General features: G+C 40.5%; 15 protein-coding genes. 7 read left to right on the forward strand and 8 right to left on the reverse strand.

From position 1 onward, the window contains the following. Positions 1–19: 19 nt before the first annotated feature. The 3 genes from NSTC731_RS01900 to NSTC731_RS01910 form a co-directional block, all read right to left on the reverse strand. Positions 20–541 carry an FKBP-type peptidyl-prolyl cis-trans isomerase gene (locus NSTC731_RS01900; protein WP_445629374.1) on the reverse strand — a complete coding sequence of 174 codons (522 nt, stop codon included), beginning with the start codon at positions 539–541 and terminating at the stop codon, positions 20–22. Positions 542–619: 78 nt separating this feature from the next. After that, positions 620–943, reverse strand: a complete 324-nt coding sequence (locus tag NSTC731_RS01905; protein ID WP_094352173.1) for a phasin family protein — start codon at positions 941–943, stop codon at positions 620–622. Positions 944–1,241: 298 nt separating this feature from the next. Further along, on the reverse strand, positions 1,242–1,652 hold the full coding sequence (locus NSTC731_RS01910; RefSeq protein WP_445629375.1) for a 2TM domain-containing protein: 411 nt from the start codon (positions 1,650–1,652) through the stop codon (positions 1,242–1,244). A 538-nt stretch (positions 1,653–2,190) separates the two neighbouring features. On the opposite strand from NSTC731_RS01910, the gene NSTC731_RS01915 reads away from it, so the two are divergent. Together NSTC731_RS01915 and NSTC731_RS01920 are read left to right on the forward strand one after the other, a co-directional pair. Next, entirely contained in the window at positions 2,191–3,075 is an 885-nt protein-coding gene (locus tag NSTC731_RS01915; protein ID WP_445629376.1) for a ParA family protein, read from the forward strand. A 422-nt stretch (positions 3,076–3,497) separates the two neighbouring features. After that, positions 3,498–6,881, forward strand: coding sequence for an amino acid permease (locus NSTC731_RS01920; RefSeq protein ID WP_445629377.1), 3,384 nt, complete (start codon positions 3,498–3,500; stop codon positions 6,879–6,881). Between the two features lie 74 nt (positions 6,882–6,955). Here the strand turns inward: NSTC731_RS01920 and NSTC731_RS01925 are convergent, their stop codons facing one another. Together NSTC731_RS01925 and ileS are read right to left on the reverse strand one after the other, a co-directional pair. Beyond that, positions 6,956–8,107: a histidine decarboxylase gene (locus NSTC731_RS01925; protein ID WP_445629378.1), complete on the reverse strand. Its 1,152-nt coding sequence runs from the start codon at positions 8,105–8,107 to the stop codon at positions 6,956–6,958. A 615-nt stretch (positions 8,108–8,722) separates the two neighbouring features. Next, the gene (gene ileS / locus NSTC731_RS01930; protein ID WP_445629379.1) at positions 8,723–11,605 is read right to left on the reverse strand and encodes an isoleucine--tRNA ligase; all 2,883 of its coding nucleotides are present in this window, start codon (positions 11,603–11,605) and stop codon (positions 8,723–8,725) included. Positions 11,606–11,922: 317 nt separating this feature from the next. On the opposite strand from ileS, the gene NSTC731_RS01935 reads away from it, so the two are divergent. The 5 genes from NSTC731_RS01935 to NSTC731_RS01955 all read left to right on the forward strand — a co-directional run bounded on the left by NSTC731_RS01935 (position 11,923) and on the right by NSTC731_RS01955 (position 15,428). After that, positions 11,923–12,291 carry a Crp/Fnr family transcriptional regulator gene (locus tag NSTC731_RS01935; protein ID WP_445629380.1) on the forward strand — a complete coding sequence of 123 codons (369 nt, stop codon included), beginning with the start codon at positions 11,923–11,925 and terminating at the stop codon, positions 12,289–12,291. A 104-nt stretch (positions 12,292–12,395) separates the two neighbouring features. Continuing rightward, positions 12,396–12,761, forward strand: coding sequence for a Lin0512 family protein (locus NSTC731_RS01940; protein ID WP_099101269.1), 366 nt, complete (start codon positions 12,396–12,398; stop codon positions 12,759–12,761). Positions 12,762–13,170: 409 nt separating this feature from the next. Next, a complete protein-coding gene (locus tag NSTC731_RS01945; RefSeq protein WP_445629381.1) occupies positions 13,171–13,332 on the forward strand; it encodes a hypothetical protein in 162 nt (53 codons plus the stop codon). Positions 13,333–13,933: 601 nt separating this feature from the next. Beyond that, positions 13,934–14,272 (forward strand): hypothetical protein, encoded by a 339-nt coding sequence (locus NSTC731_RS01950; protein WP_445629382.1) that lies wholly within the window; start codon positions 13,934–13,936, stop codon positions 14,270–14,272. Positions 14,273–14,705: 433 nt separating this feature from the next. Continuing rightward, a complete protein-coding gene (locus NSTC731_RS01955) occupies positions 14,706–15,428 on the forward strand; it encodes a hypothetical protein (protein WP_445629383.1) in 723 nt (240 codons plus the stop codon). Positions 15,429–15,473: 45 nt separating this feature from the next. Here the strand turns inward: NSTC731_RS01955 and NSTC731_RS01960 are convergent, their stop codons facing one another. The 3 genes from NSTC731_RS01960 to psbA all read right to left on the reverse strand — a co-directional run bounded on the left by NSTC731_RS01960 (position 15,474) and on the right by psbA (position 18,494). Further along, positions 15,474–16,361: a hypothetical protein gene (locus NSTC731_RS01960; protein ID WP_322685843.1), complete on the reverse strand. Its 888-nt coding sequence runs from the start codon at positions 16,359–16,361 to the stop codon at positions 15,474–15,476. Positions 16,362–16,409: 48 nt separating this feature from the next. Next, positions 16,410–16,919: a hypothetical protein gene (locus tag NSTC731_RS01965; protein ID WP_445629384.1), complete on the reverse strand. Its 510-nt coding sequence runs from the start codon at positions 16,917–16,919 to the stop codon at positions 16,410–16,412. A gap of 492 nt (positions 16,920–17,411) precedes the next feature. After that, positions 17,412–18,494, reverse strand: coding sequence for a photosystem II q(b) protein (gene psbA, locus NSTC731_RS01970; protein ID WP_445629385.1), 1,083 nt, complete (start codon positions 18,492–18,494; stop codon positions 17,412–17,414). Positions 18,495–18,700: the final 206 nt, after the last annotated feature.

Genomic DNA, 18,700 nt, shown 5'->3' on the forward strand with positions numbered 1-18,700 from the left:
ATGCCCAATGCCCTACTTTCTACTTAACTCCCAGCAATTCCACTTCAAAAATTAGAGTTGCATTGGGTGGAATCACGCCACCAGCACCACGAGCGCCATAACCTAACTCAGAGGGGATGATTAACCGACGTTTACCGCCTACTTTCATAGTGCTAAGTCCTTCATCCCAACCTTTGATTACCTGTCCAGCACCAATTTTAAAGCTGAAGGGTTGGCCGCGATCGCGCGAACTATCAAACTGAGTACCATCTTCTAGAGTGCCGACATAGTGAACTTCAACCGTTTGTCCAGGTTTAGGAGTCGCCCCAGTCCCCTCTTTTAACTCCACATACTTTAATCCAGAGGGAGTGGTTACGGCATTAGCATCAGACATAGTATTACTCGCAATTAAGATATTGTTTTCAGTTACAGTTGTGGCAGCTGGCGGCGTTTGGGTTAACTCGGCAGCAATGGCAGTATTTTGTTTACTGCTTATTTGCCCCACAACCAAAAGCACAACACACACCAGCATGAACGCCACGCTGAGGAAAATTGGTTTCAAAATCAGTTCTCCTTACTTAGGTATCCTGGCTAAAAGATTACCAATAGGACACAATTAGTTTAAATCACAAAGGACATTCTAACGCCAAAGCTTATTTTCTAAATCGCGTAATTGACGCTCTAAACGGTCAATTCTACCCCTCAGCTCGTCCACTTCTGACTGGCGAGCCACCCCCAAATCCTGCATCATATTTCGCATTTGCCGTTGCATTTGGACATCGAAGTTTCCCTGCTCCGACTTTAACTGCTGGGCAATATCATCTATTACCGCCTTGGCTTGTTCGGGATTGAGCTTACCGTCTTTGACTAAATCATCGCTGACTTGCCGCAATTTTTCTGCGACTATAGACGTTGTGCCAAGACCGACCATCATTAGCTGTTGCAACCAGTTGTTGTTGTCCATACTCCCTTCCTCTTACTTATTAACCAACCGACCCTTGCTGCTGAGTGTAGGCAATCAAGCTTCTTAAAGCGTAGTTATTCTAGCCTACAGCTCTATTTTGGCAAATTGGCAAGCACAAAGATCAAAGGAGGTGATTATATAACTCCTCAAGTTTAAGATTGCTCAAATTTACCTATTTTTGCGATGTTAGAGGAGATTTACCTATAAATTACAATACTCACACTCATCGCAAAGAGTGAGTGTGAGTATTTCATGGGAAAATTTTATTTAGACAATGCTGAATATCTGAGATTGAAAGTTAAACTTGTGTACGCCATTTCTGAAAAGCGATCTCGTCATCCTCTGATTTACTCTGATAAACACTCCACCAATGAAAAAATAATCCTAACCCCCATCCTAATACTGGGAAAATAGCCCAAAAATAACTAGGACTAGTGATTAAATTTAAAAGAATGAGGAATAAATTCACCGCTAGGAAAGAAACAAAGTGTGTCCAAAAGGCTCTGCGTCGGAAAGTATTAAATGTGTGTCGCGAACGTTCCTCTTCTTGTTGAGCCAACCACTTTTGTTCTGTTGCTGCCAAAATATTAGAAGAAATACCTAACTCAGATGCCATTTCTAAAAGCTGTTCTCGTGAAAATTCACCTTCCTGTTTACGAGTGAGTGCTTTTTGCAGGATTTGTTCTACATCTTTGGAATCGTAAGTCATTTTAATTACCTTATAAGTTTGTGTGTAAATGCGCCTTTGATTTCACGAAATTATCGATTGGCTTCGTTCAATTCAATTAGCAAATGCATCCACATTTTGCACCCAATACTTAGTGATATTCACAACACTATTATTTTCTCACAATTGATTTAGGGCTACTGTATTTGTCAATACCTCTATAATTGCTTTGTGAAAGCAAGCTGTTACGGGATTAAGCCAAACTATTGTCATTATGGAGTAAAGTAGGCTGGTAGCTCGATTCCAGGTAAAGAGCCAACTACATGTTACTGCCTTTATGAGTAAAAATCGCTGAAATCACTCTTTTGAATTTCCGAAAATATTAAGTTTAATGGAGGATTTAAAATATCAGCAGAGGTGTACGCTACCTAGTAGTCTGTCCCATTAGTTACGAGGGGTGAATAAGTTCGTAGTAAGGACTTTAGTCCTAGATTTTTAAGCACGCTTTGTGCTTACTACAAACCCATAATATTTAATGGGACAGACCACTGTGGGAATGCGTCAATAGAGGATTCAATCAATGGGATATGTAATTGCTACTGCCAATATGAAAGGTGGTGTTGGTAAAACCACCCTCACCGTCAACTTAGCTACCTGTTTAGCTAAAAATCATGGCAAGCGGGTGCTGGTTCTTGATTTAGACAGCCAAATTAGTGCCACACTCAGTTTGATGTCGCCTTTAGATTTTGCCAAGCTTCGTAAACAAAGTAAGACATTTAGGTATCTGATAGACGAAGTTATCAATCCAGACCCCCAAGCAAAATTTAAAATTCAGGATATAATTCAATCCCAGGTTTGTAATCTTCCCGGACTAGATTTATTGCCGGGAGACATTGATTTATATGATGAATTTGTTGTTTCAGAAATGCTGCATCAGCAAGCAACTGCTTTGGGCGAACAGGACTTTGAAACGATTTGGAATCGCTTTGAAAGGGTCTTAATTAAGAATATCTTAAAACCAGTACATCAAGAATATGATTTTATTCTTCTCGATTGTGCCCCTGGCTATAATCTCTTGACTCGTAGTGCTTTAGCTGCCAGTGATTTCTACATACTTCCTGCAAAACCAGAACCATTATCTGTAGTGGGTATTCAACTCTTAGAAAGACGGATTGCCCAATTAAAAGATAGTCACGGACATGAAACCAAGATAGATATAAAAATGTTGGGAATTGTATTTAGTATGTCCAGTGCTAACCTGCTCACTGGCAGATACTATAAACAAGTAATGCATCGCGTTGTCGAAGATTTTGGTGTCGAAAAAATTTGTAAGGTACAAATACCTGTTGATGTCAATGTTGCCAAGGCTGTTGATAGTTTTATGCCAGCTGTTTTAATTGCTCCCCAATCAGCAGGTTCAAAAGCTTTCTTGCAATTAACCCAGGAATTGTTGCAAAAGCTATAGCTCTAGTTAATTATTGATGAACAACACGATTTCCGATTGATTAAATTAGAGATATCAATGTAAAGACGTAGCATTACTACGTCTTTACAAGGGTTTCAGGTAATGAATAATTTATTTTTGGAGATGTCTATGTCTATTAAGTAGGTCACAAATCTGAACCTTTCAATTTTTATAACAATCTAAAGAAAGAGAATTTATACTTACTCAGTGAGAAACAAGCTATATGGAATAAATCTCAAATAACCAATTTAAAATTCTCTATTCAAGAAAACTCTTTAGGCATGAGGTTAATCTAAAATCCAAAATCCCCAATTGAGTAACAAATAAGTTATCCTTTCTGAAAGTTCAGCAGTTATACGGAAGCTATAATTGGTGAGATTCAGCTATTGAGTGAAAAGGTCAGTAAATCTCACTAAGAAACAATGGTTAGTAACGATTCTGCACAGGCGGGGAACAATCAGCACTTGCTAATGCGCCTACCACGGACTCTAAGTTATCTCGAAACCTGGGGCTTTGGGTTAACTGGTCATGTTGGATGGATTGGTACTGCCCCTATTATTCATGCAGCGTTAGGGCCGAAAGCTATCTTAGTTTGGTTTTTTGGCACGATTATCTCCTTTTTGCTTAACTTGCAGGTACAAAGTCTAGGTAGGCATTGGTCAGATATTGCCGGAGGAACACCAAACTATACCACAAGGCTATTAAAGAAGTTTCCTGGCTTAGGCCGTTACGTAGCATTAGGATACTTTTTTAGCTGGGCAGCAGCACCTGCACTGTATGCAATTATTCTCACCAACCTAATTAAAGTCAATTTTGAAACATTAGGTATTTCTTGTCCAGAAACTTTGTTAAAAGTTTTATTTACAGCGATTCCATTTATTTTAGCGTTCAGTGGCACCCGTGCTTTGGCGCTTCTACATTTATTTTTTGTATTCCCAGCGATTTTATTACTGTTATTGTTTTGTGTTCAAGGCGTATTATGGTTAGCCTTCTCATCTGCTAATTTGAATTTTCTCCCAACTAGCACGCATAGCCTGAGCTTTCAAGAATGGGCAAAATGGTTTTTTCTAGCTAGCTATTCAATTTATGCTTGTGAAACCACTTCTTCTTTTGTTGCTGATAGCCGCCACCCATATAAAACTTTAAAGTTTTTAACTGTAGCTGCTTGGTTAATTCCTCCGGTGTTTCTAGGTGGTTCTTGGGTATTAATGTGTACTGCTCCAAATTCAACAATAGGTGAGGATGCATTCTTAAATCTGGTAGCGGCTTCTAAGCCTTTTTGGGGTGAATCTGCACCCTTTCTAGTAACACTTTTGATTACTATATCTTGCCTTCTAAGTTCTGCTACAGCAGTTTCTAACTCTCCTCGGATATTATACCAGCTTGCCTTAGACAGACAGCTTTCTCCTATATTTGCATTAGTTTCCCGTCAAGGTATCCTTGTTCCTGCTATTTTAGTTACCTTTCTACTCAGTTTGCTGTGTCTAAATTTGGGAAATATATCTCAACTTGTCACAGTAGCAGGCACTTGTTATCTCATGTCTATTATGGGTCTACATCTGGGGTTATGGATGTGTCGTGGCAAACCACACGTGTTATGGCCTTGGTGGTCACTTGGTTTTTTCTTGGTCGAAGCGATAGTTCTAATAGTGGGAGGTTTAGCTTGGAACTGGAGAGATTTCTTAGTGGGATTATTATTACCCATTATTTTGACAATTGGAGATTTAGTTCTAAGGCGATTAAGATTTGCGCCATTACACCCAAATTGGTGGACACAGCGTTACGATACTAAGCCTAGTAGAAATAATCCAGATTTTGTAGTATTACAAGTGATTGTTTTAGTATCATTGATTTGTATTACTGCCACAATCAGTTGGATTATTCGCGATTTTTTAGATAGATTTTCTAATCATCCTCAAAATTCATTTCTAGCGATTTTATTAGTGACGCTTTCTTTTACAGGGGTTGCGATCGCTTGTTGGACAACCTTACCACAAATCATTGCTATTGATGAAGCACGCAAACAAGCAAGAAACCTATTTATCACGACTCTCGATACGGTTCCAGATACTGTTTTAGTATTAGATGAAGACGGGACAATTTCTCAGACAAATGCCGCTGCTGAAGAATTATTTCAAACAAGTATTCAGCAGTTGCTTGGGCAAAACTTGAATCAACTTCTAATATGCTATCGCGGCAAACCGGAGCAATGGTCTACTAGAAGTGAGCAAAGCTTGAAAATTAACCAAGGTTTGCGAATTGTTGAATCAACGATTTCCCAGCCATTTAATTCTCTGCTACGTGAGTATATTGTTATTGTCCGTGACATCACTAAGCGGAAGCTAGCAGAAGAAGAATTAGTCCAGTATCGTTATCAACTTGAGCAGTTGGTGCTAGAACGCACCATTGAACTTATTAGGGTTAATCAACAACTTCAACAAGACATTGTTAAACGTCAAGAAGCACAAGAACAATTACTGCACAATAGTCTTCATGATGGGCTAACTGGATTACCTAATCAACGGTTATTTATGGAGCGGGTGCAGCAAGCAATAGAACAGTCTAAACAGCAAAATAATTATTTATTTGCCGTACTCTTCTTAGACTTAGATCGCTTTAAAGTTGTTAATGACAGCCTTGGACATCTACTAGGAAATCAACTTTTGATTGCAATTTCTCATCGGCTCAAGTCAGTTCTGCGAGGCGAAGACATAGTAGCTCGTTTTGGCGGAGATGAGTTCACAATCTTAATTGAGGAAATTGAGGATATCAACACAGCGATACAGGTCGCCGAGCGAATTAAAAAGGTGCTAGCTTTGCCATTTCAATTAAATGAGCATCGGGTGTTTACTAATGTTAGTATTGGCATTGCTTTGAACAGAGCAGATTATGAGCAAGCAGCGCAGATTTTACGCGATGCCGATGTGGCAATGTATTGTGCCAAATCGCTTGGTAAGGCACGTTATGAGGTTTTCGATCCAAAGATGCACGAGGGTGCAGCTTTACTCTTAGAGTTAGAAACTGCTCTGCGAAATGCGCTGCTCAAGCAAGAAGAATTTCGCCTTAATTACCAGCCAATTGTTTCACTGACAACTGGCAAAATTATTGGATTTGAGGCGCTAATACGTTGGTATCATCCAGAACGAGGACTTATTTCCCCTCAAGATTTTATTCCCTTGGCTGAGGAAACTGGAATGATTGTGAGTATCGGGCAATGGGTGCTTTATGAAGCCTGTCACCAAATGCACAAATGGCATAAACAATTTCCTACTTCACAATCTTTGACGATGAGCGTAAATTTTTCTGGTAAACAAATCACACAACCTGATGTGTTTAAACAAGTTAAACATATTTTGCAGCAAACTGGACTGGAGCCATGCTATTTAAAATTAGAAATTACTGAAAGCTTGTTGATGGATAATTTTGAATTAGCAACCACTGTGCTTTCTCAATTAACAGCACTGAATGTTGAAATGCACATGGATGATTTTGGAACTGGCTATTCATCCTTGAGTTATCTACATCGCCTACCAATCAAAACCATTAAGATTGACCGCTCTTTTGTCAGCAGTATAGGTAGTCGAGGAGAAAATTTAGAAATTATTCGAGCGATTGTGACATTAGCCCATAATTTAAATATGTCTGTAACAGCAGAAGGCATAGAAACTGTAGACCAATTAGCACAATTGAAGGCTTTAGAATGTGATTATGGGCAAGGGTATTTTTTCTTACCACCTATGGAACGGGCAGAAGTAGAAATACTCCTTGCTGCTAATTTGTGCGGAAAAAACTTTTTAAAAAGATGAAATCTTGAGAGCAAATTCTTTTTAGAAAACTATCTTCTCAAACTCGGCGTTCAATTTCACTTGACAATCTATTTTTAGTGTAGCGCTGATTGTCGTTGGAAATTCTCTATTTGATCGACTAACCCTTCTTCTAACAAAAGTTCGTTAACAAAAGTATCTATTTTGTGCCGATCGATATTTTGCATGACTATAATGTGTACCCAATTTTCATAAATCGCTAGCTGCCACTTTTTAATTAATTTTTGAGAAGGTTTTTGAAACACTACGGTGTTGGAAAATTTATTGAGCATACATGGATATTCTCTGATTTTAAGTTGTTGGAAAAGATATTGAGCATTATCTATACAAGTTTTTGCTTCTTTGGCTAATCCATCATAACCTCTTGTTTTCATTGCATACCAGAGAATGAGAGGGGTATGACCGTTCCTAGAACCTAGAATGGTTGTATCTGATGAACCAATATATTCAATTGCTGTTTCAACTTTTTCTACCCATTTTTTCTTGGTTAAAACTACACCGCAAGGCAAGGGCGAACCAATGAATTTAGCAGAAATAGCTATACTATCTATGGGTTTTTGAAAGTTAACTTGGGGAGCGCCATCTAAAAAGGGTAATATTAATCCTGAAAGGGCAGCATCACAATGAATGTAGTAATCTTTAATTTGATTGCGCTCTAAAATTTCGAGAACTTTGTCTAAGTTATCAATTGCGCCTTTGACAGTAGTCCCAATATTCAAATTTATGAGCGCTGGATAATTGCGATTTTCTTTAATAAGTTGTTCAAAATGCTCATAATTCATCTCTCCATTAATTTGTGAGTTAACAACATTGTGTTGAATGCGTAATAATTTTGCCGCTTTTGGTATGGAGTAATGAGAGTCTTGTGATGAGTAAAGAATGCCATTAGGATAGATTTCTCTTGCTAAGAACATTCCATAGAAATTACCTTCAGTTCCGCCAGCAGTAACATAACCCCAAAACTGATTTTCTGGAATTTTATAAAGTTGGGCAAAAAAAGATAATACTTCTTGCTCAAACTTACGAGAATGGAGACCAAAATCTGGTTCAATATATGGATCTCCAGCATTATTTAATAGAAAATTGAAAAATTTGCCGATCGCACTGTAATCACAACTTAAATTATATGGATAGCCTGCATGAAGCTGCGATCGCTGTTCTATTTGCAGCAGAAAATCAGCCAATTCTTTAGCAACTTTATTTGACATATCTCTCTATCTCTTAAATTTTGATTGAGTTAATGGATGTTTTAAACGAGATTTTACGTATTAATCCATACCTTTAGATTGTCTTAATAATCAATCTATTCGGCTCTTTAATAGAAAACAATACAGTGAAAATACTGATAAGTATTCAGTAATAATACTCAATTTTTTTCTAGAAAAATATAATACATTTATAACTTATGCATAATACGAAATAATCAGAATGCGTGTTACATAAAATATTTTTTAGTCGCTGACTGCAACCTGATTTAATCATATATTTAACTTTGTGCCAATTGCGTAATTTCTGGGAATGACTAAGCTATACAACAAAGTCCGCATAAGCGGACTTCATCATGTTAAAAAGAGATTTCCAGAAATTAAATATCTGTTATACACAACCCTAATAGAGACTTAGCAATGCTCGTCTCTATATTCTTGCAGCTTCCAGTAAATGAGGTACAAAATGCAGGACTAATGCATAAAACATCAAGAGTTTCTACTTCCTTGTTTCTGTCTTTTGCCTCAAATCTTGTAGTTTTGTACTTCATCTTAAAGAAAATTGCTGTCAGTGCATTTAGCCATTTGTAGTTTGCTAGTGCCGTAGAATTTTTGCTTTTAAAACTCTCCAGCTAAGGCTGCAACACACCGTTCGCAAATTAAAGGGTGTTCTGCTGATTCTCCGACATGAATAGAGTAGTTCCAACAGCGATCGCATTTTTGCCCGTCTGCATTCGTTACCCCAATTCCCCAATCTTCCGTCTGCGCTGTATATTTCAATCCTTGCAACCCTTGAGCAGAATCTAATAATTCCACTTGGGAAGTCAGTAATAAATATCGCAGTTCGTCAATCCCGTTACCCTTAACTGGGTTAAAGGCTTTGATAGCATCACCTAATTGTTTGTCAGGTATGTGAATCAAAGCTTTCGCCTCCAGAGAAGAACCAATGAGTTTTTCTATCCTGGCTTGTTCCAACACTTTATTTACATCGGTGCGGAGTTGTCGCAGTGTTTCCCAAAATTGTGCTAACTCTGGATTACGCCATTTTTCCTCAACCTGCACCCAACCGGCTTCAAACACCGATTTGTAAGGTGTTTTGTATGGGAGATATTGCCAGATATCTTCGGCAGTGTGAGATAACACTGGTGCGATCGCTCGTGCTAAATTATCTAAAGCTATTTTCAGCACCGTTTGACAACTGCGACGGCGTATAGCATCTTTTGCACTGATGTACAATCTATCTTTGGCCACATCTAAATAAAAGTTGGATAAATCCACCACGCAGAAATTCTGCACTGTTTGGAAAAAGCGGAAGAATTGGAAACTCTCAAAGGCTTCGGTAACTTCTTCAAATACTTCGGTGATGCGGTGCAGCATATAACGGTCAAGTTCTGGCAATTCCTCGAAGGGAACTGCATCTTTTTCCGGGTCAAAATCATCCAAGCTACCCAACAAAAACCGCGCCGTATTGCGAATTTTCCCCCTGACATCATTCATTTGCTTAATGATGTTTTTGCCAATGCGGACATCGCCGGAGTAGTCAACCGATGATACCCACAATCGCAATACATCTGCACCGTAAGGCGGTTCTACTTTTTGATTTTTTCCGCCTTCAATGATTGTATTTGGATCGATCGTATTTCCTTCTGACTTACTCATCTTTCGGCCTTGTTCGTCCAAAGTGAAGCCGTGAGTTAGTACAGTTTTGTAAGGCGCAATGTCATTTACCGCTACGCTGGTAAGCAAGCTGGATTGAAACCAACCGCGATGTTGGTCAGAACCTTCTAAATATATATCAGCAGGATAGTGTAACTCTGGACGCTGTTGGACGACAGCCGCCCAAGATGAGCCAGAATCAAACCATACATCCATTGTGTCTGTACCCCGGCGGTAAGACTTGCCATTTTGGCGATAGGATTCGGGTAATAACTCCTCAACTGAAAGTTCCCACCAAGCATCGGAACCTTTTTCTGCAATGATTCCCTGGACGTGGTTGATAATTTCCTCATTCAGCAGTGGTTCTCCCGTGGCTTCATCGTAGAAAACGGGAATGGGTACACCCCAAACGCGTTGACGAGAGATACACCAATCAGAACGTTCCGCTACCATTGGTGTGATGCGATTTTTACCTTGGGCTGGAATCCATTCTACCGTGGCGATCGCCTCTAACGCTTCTTCTCGAAATCCTTCCACGGAAGCAAACCATTGTTCAGTGGCGCGGAAAATTGTCGGCTTCTTCGTCCGCCAATCATAAGGATACTTGTGGGGATATGGTTCTTCTTTCAACAAAGAACCAGCCGCAGCCATTGCATCAATTACCGCTTGATTCCCATCACCCAGCACATTCAACCCTGCAAATTCTCCCGCTTCTTCGGTAAAGTTGCCATTGTCATCTACTGGTGCAAGGATGGGCAAACCGTAGCGTTGACCAACAATGTAGTCTTCTTGACCATGACCGGGAGCAGTATGTACCAACCCAGTACCCGATTCAGTAGTGATGTAATCACCGCCGACGATAATTGGACTTTCGCGGTCATATAGAGGATGACGATAAGTAGTATGTTCTAAATCATTCCCCTTGAAGGTGGCTTTTACAGTTAACTCAACTCCCAAGGTTGAAGATAAACGTTCGACTAAATCAGCAGCAACGATGAGGTATTTGAAATTATTTTGCGCTTCTTTCTCTGGGTGGGAAACTTCCACCACTGCATAATTTAAATCTGCATTCACCGCCACAGCCAAATTCCCCGGAATTGTCCAAGGTGTAGTCGTCCAGATAGCCACACCTAAATCTGACTGATATTGAGCCAACAGTGGTTTTACAGTTTCCGCCAAACTTATAACTGGAAAAGCTGCATAGATACTACGAGAAACGTGACCTTCAGGATATTCCAACTCAGCTTCAGCCAAAGCGGTATGAGAACTAGGACTCCAGTGAACCGGCTTTAAACCGCGATAGATATAGCCTTTTAAGAACATCTGACCAAACACGCCAATTTGAGCCGCTTCATAAGCCGGCTTGAGAGTTAGATAAGGGTGGTTCCAATCACCCCAAATACCGTAGCGTTGAAAATTTTGGCGCTGGTCGTTTACCGTAGTTAGAGCAAATTCTTTCGCTTTTTGCCGCAGTTGTAAAGATGTTAAGTTTTGCCGTTCTGCTGACTTCATATTCTGCAAAACTTTTAACTCAATCGGCAATCCGTGACAATCCCAACCAGGAACGTAGCGAACTTTACGCCCTCGTAACATTTGGTAGCGGTTAATAATATCTTTGAGAATTTTATTTAAGGCATGACCAATATGGAGTGAGCCATTAGCGTAGGGAGGCCCATCGTGCAGTATAAATAATTCGCCGGGGTTATTTTCAAAGAGGCGATCGTAAATCTTATTTTCTTCCCAAAATTTTTGGATTTCAGGCTCACGCTTGATGGCGTTTGCCCGCATATCAAAATTAGTCTTGGGTAGGTTTACAGTATCTTTGTAACTTCCTGATTCGGTCACAGTCTCATGCCTAAAATTAGGTGTGCAGGTTTTACTAATTATAGAAGATAGCCTGAAATCCAAAATTCGCTATTTTATTTACCAAAAAGGCAGGAGTTAGGAAGCAGTATTTGAAATGGTATGTTGATTTACGCCATTCTCTACCAAGGTTGGTTTTCATGTTCCCTTGTCCGATCCTAATAAAAGTCAACCAGGCAACTAATCAGGAATTTTGGGGAGATTAAGAGTTAACCAACAGAAAGTAGTATACTTTTCTGGGTTCGCCCAAAGCTATCTAAAGATTTCGTCTAAAAACTAAGAATTTTGGGGTTGCTCTAATGCTAAATCCTGTAGTTACAGTCAGTATATTTCAAAAACAACCCGACCCTAAAGTATTTTCAGCAGGTCAAGTCATCTTTGAAGAAGGACAATCTGGTGATGAAATGTATGGAATTATCGAAGGAGAGGTAGATATATTAGTCAATGGCAAAATTGTAGAAACCATTGAAACAGGCGAAGTTTTTGGTGCAGGGGTACTTGTAGGAGTAAAAAGTAGAACTTACGCAGCTATTGCCAAGGTGGATACCAAGCTGGGTTTCCTTGATGAGCAAGGGTTTCTCTTTGCCGTTCAAGAAACACCTGTGTTTGCTCTACAGGTAATGAAAAGTTACTCAGAGCGTCTGAGTCGCTTACAACGTATGGTGTGAGGCAGAGGCAGGAGGATGCAGTAAGTAGCAAGGTCTTTTGCCAAGTAGCTTCTCTAACTTCTGCCTTTTTTATTGTCAAGATGCAAGATTTATCGGAGTTAGCAATGGCGCGTAAACGCTTGATTATCGAAATGGGGATGGGAATCGATCAACACGGACAAGAACCAACAGTAGCAGCATCTAGGGCAGTACGGAATGCGATCGCTCACAATGCCTTACCTGGTGTTTGGGAAGTCGCAGGTTTAAGTCACCCCAATCAAATGATTATAGAGGTTCAGGTGGCAGTGCCATACCCCGAACAAGTTAGAGAAGAAGAAGTACTCGCTGTATTACCATTTGGGCGAAAAACCCTCACCGTAGAATCTGGAGGGATGATCGTTCAAGGGCGGGCGATTCCCGAACTCAACGATAAAAATGACGAAATGTTGATTGCGATCGCTGCTGTTACAGTTCTAATCGAAGATGAGTAGCTGAGGCAATCCTTCTAGAAAGAGAAACTTATAGAAAAGTTATTAAATTATTTGATTGCCGAATTCATTTGTGCAAACGCGATTTTTAATCGTTAAGTATATTTGCTGATTACTCGCTCAAAAAGCCTTATTTCTTTATAAAAAGACCTGTTTACTTGCTCAAAATACTTAAATGCTTTCTCAAAATGGCATTTGACTTACTCAAAATGCTTGAATGCTTTCTCATTTCGGTATTTTCAGCAAGCAAAATCACCTTTGACTTACTCAAAATGCTTAAATGCTTTCTCATTTCGGTATTTTCAGCAAGCAAAATCACCTTTGACTTACTCAAAATGCTTGAATGCTTTCTCATTTGGGTGTTTTCCGCAAGCAAAATCACCTTTGACTTACTCAAACCCCTGTTTGTTTCATGACTTGGGGAGTCAAGTTGAGGCCGCGCTGGCTCGCTCACTCGAATACGAATAAAATATTGGAGCAGGATTTGCCTCTGATTGCAAGACAACAAGCAGAAATTGCTCTTATGGCTCATACACTCAAAACTGACTTTGAGCATTCCTACACTCGTCACTAAAATAGGTACTAGGAACAGTTCGTAGTAAGGACTTTAGTCCTTATTTTCTAAGCACTAAGGGATTACCAAGAAATAAATTATTCAATCTTGTGGGGTGGACATCTTGTCCGCCCTAACCATTGGGCGGGCGAGACGCCAGTGGTGTCAACTTCAGCAAGCCCTAGCGTACTCGTTGGGTGTTGTGCGTCCGCCCACCGTTAAAACGGCGGTCTAATAACCCAAGTCCATTAAAATGGACTGTAATCTTCAGTCCTCTGAGTGAGGACTTTTGCTATCAGACAGGGATTTTAATCCCTGGCTGGCGGACGTTCGGTTTCAAGTTAAGTTGACACTAATGGCGAGACGCCCACCCCACAAGAAAAATTGAATGTTTTTTTCTTTGGAAGTCCCTAAAGTGCTTACTACAAACTTTTCATTACTAGCTGAGATATTGTACTGATAGATGTGTGGTAAATTTGCTCACCCGAAACGATTTGCTTAAACCCTTTGTGTGGTTAAGTCGCGATCGAGTTAGTGGCTCTGCGCTAAAGTAAAAATATTGGGATAAAAATCTCTGGCAGTAAATTCAACTGAATCACTAATCTTTACTACTGCGGCGATCATGTCTCAAGAGCATAACGAATCACTCCAAATTCAGGAGATCACCAAACTCAAACCGAAACACTTTGCTGATTTAATCAGATCGGCACAATTGGTTTTTGACCCCACAGCCGGAGTTTCGGGAAAACATATAATAGTTGACTGGGAACAATTTGGAATTCCCCGTGATGTAGCGGACAATCTCAAATCACTTGGTCAGCATTATCAGTATGCATCTCCTCACATCCCGATTGAAGACATTTGGAGTAAATTAACTCCAGAAACTCGTATTTGGTTCGTTGAAAATAAAGATCGGTTGTGGCAGCTTGAAGAAGCTTTCCCAGCCCTTGACGAAGATTAAACGCCTGAATCATTGAAAGCAATACAAATTATTTCTAGGAGTAACAGCATTGCTTAATATGTCAATTTAGGCAATAAACCATAAGATGTAATTTAAGAACAACTTGATTGATGTTCTTAGAGATACATCATTGTCAAAAACAGGGTGTAGGGGGTAGGGGTAGGGAAGACGGCATTGGTAGAGACTTGTACTACACCCCACACCCTACAACCCACCCCAACGGGGCTTAGTCAGTACTTGTTTCTATTTTCTACTTTTATTAATTTTTTACTACACCCAACACCTTGTCCTGGCAAAGGCTTCATATTTTCTTAGTGCCATTGGTGTATAGTTCCAAAATTTTATATCGCTCATCAGCTTGGTAAACCGTATCGATCCATAAAGTATTGTAGATATCGTTAGTCTGCAATCCCTGGCTCTGGATTTTAAAAAAATGTTACGACTTTATCATTTATTACTAGGTTCTATTTTGCTGGTGTCAATACCGGTGGGAGCCAAATTTTTTTTACCGCAATTTTCTTCACCCAAAGTAGTAAAACCTCCTACCGTTGCCAAACTTCCCAACTCTAATCAAGGAAATATTTGGCAGAAAATTCTGGGAAGTGCTGCTGCTCCAACTAACTGGCAAGTTGCTCCCTGTGAAGGAAATGCACCTTTGTTGTGTGTCTCCTCCAAAGGAAAACGTTTGGGTACAGTTGAGATTAACATTTACCCACTAGCAAACAATGAGGATTTCCGAAAGAAACTCTTAGCAGCTGGTATCCCAACTGCTTCTCTAGTAGACTACCAAAGTCCCAAGTACCAAACCCAGTTATTACCAGTACTTAAGACTTGGGTTGTAGAGCATTATGCTGCGTTTGCCAAAGATCGACAGGGTAAGTATGGAAAACAAATTACTTTCTCAGCCTACCCACCGCAACCAGTAACCATTGGTAAGCTTCAGGGAATTCGCTATGGGTTCGTCGGACTTAAGCAGCAAGGTGAAGTACAAGAGCAACATATCGGTCATGTTGCCTTTGATGGCACTAAACTTTACGTAATTACTACTGCATTTGACACAGGTACGCAAACAGGTAAGTTTGATAAACTAGAAAACTTGGCTATTTTTCAACCTTACTTGTATGCGATCGCCGCAGATTTGCATTTACCCCAATAGGAATTGGAGATTGGGAAATCTTCCCAGTCTCCACTTCCCATCAACCTAAATCTCAGCTACCGCGCGTTCAATCAAGCGATGTGCTAAAGTTTGCGTGCCAGTGTGCTCATAATAATTTGTTGCTACATCCAGGAATGCTGCAAGGTAGTCCAACTTGTCATCAGCAATATCGGTAAAACTTTGCAAGTTGTGGACAACCTTTTGCGGCGTTAAATTATTGGCGCTAACTAACCCACTCATCCAACCTTTAACTGAGTCAAAGCTTTCGCCGATAAAGTTGAGTTTACTGCCGGCATTGTTCCCAGGAATCACATCTTTGATATTTTGGAAAGTCGAGTTTTGTTCTAACTCCTGTGGATTTGTTTGATTCAGCCCAGATATCGCTTTGCTGATAAAATCTGGGCCTAAAGGTATCAAACCATCAACGCAAACTAATGCCACCATGCGGATCAGCGACTCACCACTGTACTCTCCTAAAGAGGCGACAAAATCCCCAATACTGTCTCCGGGAATGCCGTTAATTTGACAGAAGGCTACTAACTCAGCCACTAATTTTAACGTCAAATCAATGGTTTGGGCTTTATCAGGTTTGGGAGTGACAGAGTTTAAAAAACCCAACAAAGGAATTTTTTCGCCGACTTTGTTAGCTAAAGCTGCTGCACCAAGGGCTTTATCTGTATTATCAACAGTTTGATATAACCACAAGGCTGTTTGGTATCCTTGGGATTTATCATTAAATAGATAAATCGCTCTTTCGCCAATTTGCTGAATTAAATCTTCGTCGTCTTCGCCAGTGACTTTCTTAATAGTGTTGACAAAGCCAACGGTATTTTGCCACTCTCCAGGAGCAACAAAATCGAGGGACTTCAACATAGAAACAGTCAAGCCGCCAGTTGGCAATTGATCGACTAACTCAACAATCGATTTGCTCACAAAAATCTCCTTTTTTAGGTTTTACGATCTGAATGTTAGTAGTGCAAATCATTTCAGTCTAGCTAGACCATTAAGATTAAACTTTTCTAGCCAATCTTCGCGATCGCTAGCTGTAAATGACGGATCGCGAGAAAGTGCTTTTACTTGGTATTTGCCTACCAAAATTGCAGTTTGCGTTTTACCAACTTCTATTGCGGGATAACCGCCAATTTTTTTAGTGCTTTTCGAGAACTTTGCTGCTGCACTGGGTGTGCTGGTGGTATCAGAAATAGACAGCAACGCTATATCTTTACCGCCTTTTTTCAACTTAGCTTCCGCAAAGCCTTTTTTCTCTTGGGTATAGACGCGTTGGTAGCCATCACCAGCTTTTGGGAAAAGTTTATTAAATTCGCTACCCTGAGTTGCGGTTTTAGCTACCGATTGACCGCTTTTTTGTTGAGTGCTTTCTTTTTGTGCCTGGTCAAAACGTCCAGGTGTTTTTGGGCTACAGGCTGTTGTCAGTAGTACCACCGACAGCAACAAAGCGGCTACTACCCTACGCCCACGGTGTAAAATCATTCTTGGCTTCTCCTTGATATTTGAGCTTTAAGGCAATTATTTGCGCTGCTAGCAATTATTACCCGTTCTGAACCGTTATTGACTGTAAAATTTACTTTTTGATAATTATTTCCAAAGTTCTCACCGATAAAAGTCATTTTTGCACTTCAAAAAAGTTTTCATGTATTTGAACCATATATGTTGTAGGGGCGCAACGCCTTGCGCCCTTATCGCGTTGTCTATTTAACGTGAGTTCGATGAACCTCTCCCCAACCCCTCTCCGACGCGGAGAGGGGCAGAAATTCTTAGTTGACAACGAAAAAATTAGGGTTTCAAAGCCTCTCTCCCTGTGGGGGAGAGGTTTGGAGAGGGGTTTTTAGAGCCGTCGAACTCACGTCTATTTACCTGAAAATAGCTGTAACGCAGCAATGAACCCAATGCAAAAACGCCCCCCCTTTCGGGAGAGCGTCTTTTATTTATAGAGAATCGTGAAGAGCGTATCTCAGATTATAATTAACCGTTGATCGCAGGAGCAGTCAGAGCAACAGGAGCGGAATCACCAGCAGCCAAATCCAGAGGGAAGTTGTGAGCGTTACGCTCGTGCATAACTTCCATACCCAAGTTAGCGCGGTTGATTACATCAGCCCAAGTTGAAATCACACGACCTTCAGAGTCAATTACTGATTGGTTGAAGTTGAAACCGTTCAAGTTGAACGCCATTGTGCTTACACCCAAGGCGGTGAACCAGATTCCGATTACAGGCCATGCTGCTAAGAAGAAGTGCAGGGAACGGCTGTTGTTGAAGGAAGCGTATTGGAAGATTAACCGACCGAAGTAGCCGTGAGCTGCAACGATGTTGTAGGTTTCTTCTTCTTGACCGAATTTGTAACCGTAGTTTTGAGATTCGGTTTCGGTGGTTTCACGAACCAAGGAAGAAGTTACAAGAGAACCGTGCATCGCAGAGAACAAGCTGCCGCCGAATACACCTGCTACACCTAATTGGTGGAAGGGGTGCATCAAGATATTGTGTTCTGCTTGGAAGACGATCATGAAGTTGAAGGTTCCACTTATACCCAAGGGCATACCATCGCTAAAAGAACCTTGTCCGATCGGGTATACCAAGAATACTGCACTTGCTGCTGCAACAGGTGCTGAGTAGGCAATAGCAATCCAAGGACGCATTCCTAAGCGGTAGGATAGTTCCCATTCACGACCCATGTAGCAGAATACGCCAATCAGGAAGTGGAAAATTACCAATTGGTAAGGACCACCGTTGTACAACCACTCATCTAAGGAAGCTGCTTCCCAAATGGGGTAGAAGTGCAAACCGATGGCGTTGGAGGAAGGTACTACTGCACCAGAGATGATGTTGTTTCCGTAAATCAAGGAACCTGCTACTGGTTCGCGGATTCCATCGATGTCTACTGGAGGAGCAGCGATGAAGGCGATTACGAAGCAAGCGGTGGCGGCTAGCAAGGTCGGTATCATCAATACGCCGAACCAACCGATGTAGATCCGATTGTTGGTGCTGGTGATCCATTCGCAGAATCGATCCCATACATTGGCGCTTGAGCGCTGTTGTAAGGTTGTTGTCATTGTTTTATAAGTGCGGTTAGTTATTTATGAATCAGGCAACTTTGTCTTTGCCTGTGAAACTACTTTACACTGCTTTACAAAATTTAATCAAGTTTTATTACTTCAGGAAACCTGATAACTCATATCAGGTTTGCTTATTTAAGCTCGTTTCTAGTGTTTGTGGGTGTTCCAAATACAGCGAACGCAGAATTTAGATATATTTACTC

The sequence above is a fragment of the Nostoc sp. DSM 114167 genome (genome assembly GCF_052692655.1).

Bases quoted from the DNA above. Each gene is read 5' to 3' on its own strand.
- NSTC731_RS01905 (WP_094352173.1), bottom strand. From the start codon at position 943: ATGGACAACAACAACTGGTTGCAACAGCTAATGATGGTCGGTCTTGGC.
- NSTC731_RS01910 (WP_445629375.1), bottom strand. From the start codon at position 1,652: ATGACTTACGATTCCAAAGATGTAGAACAAATCCTGCAAAAAGCACTC.
- NSTC731_RS01915 (WP_445629376.1), top strand. From the start codon at position 2,191: ATGGGATATGTAATTGCTACTGCCAATATGAAAGGTGGTGTTGGTAAA.
- NSTC731_RS01920 (WP_445629377.1), top strand. From the start codon at position 3,498: ATGGTTAGTAACGATTCTGCACAGGCGGGGAACAATCAGCACTTGCTA.
- NSTC731_RS01925 (WP_445629378.1), bottom strand. From the start codon at position 8,107: ATGTCAAATAAAGTTGCTAAAGAATTGGCTGATTTTCTGCTGCAAATA.
- NSTC731_RS01935 (WP_445629380.1), top strand. From the start codon at position 11,923: ATGCTAAATCCTGTAGTTACAGTCAGTATATTTCAAAAACAACCCGAC.
- NSTC731_RS01940 (WP_099101269.1), top strand. From the start codon at position 12,396: ATGGCGCGTAAACGCTTGATTATCGAAATGGGGATGGGAATCGATCAA.
- NSTC731_RS01945 (WP_445629381.1), top strand. From the start codon at position 13,171: ATGACTTGGGGAGTCAAGTTGAGGCCGCGCTGGCTCGCTCACTCGAAT.
- NSTC731_RS01950 (WP_445629382.1), top strand. From the start codon at position 13,934: ATGTCTCAAGAGCATAACGAATCACTCCAAATTCAGGAGATCACCAAA.
- NSTC731_RS01955 (WP_445629383.1), top strand. From the start codon at position 14,706: ATGTTACGACTTTATCATTTATTACTAGGTTCTATTTTGCTGGTGTCA.
- NSTC731_RS01965 (WP_445629384.1), bottom strand. From the start codon at position 16,919: ATGATTTTACACCGTGGGCGTAGGGTAGTAGCCGCTTTGTTGCTGTCG.
- psbA (WP_445629385.1), bottom strand. From the start codon at position 18,494: ATGACAACAACCTTACAACAGCGCTCAAGCGCCAATGTATGGGATCGA.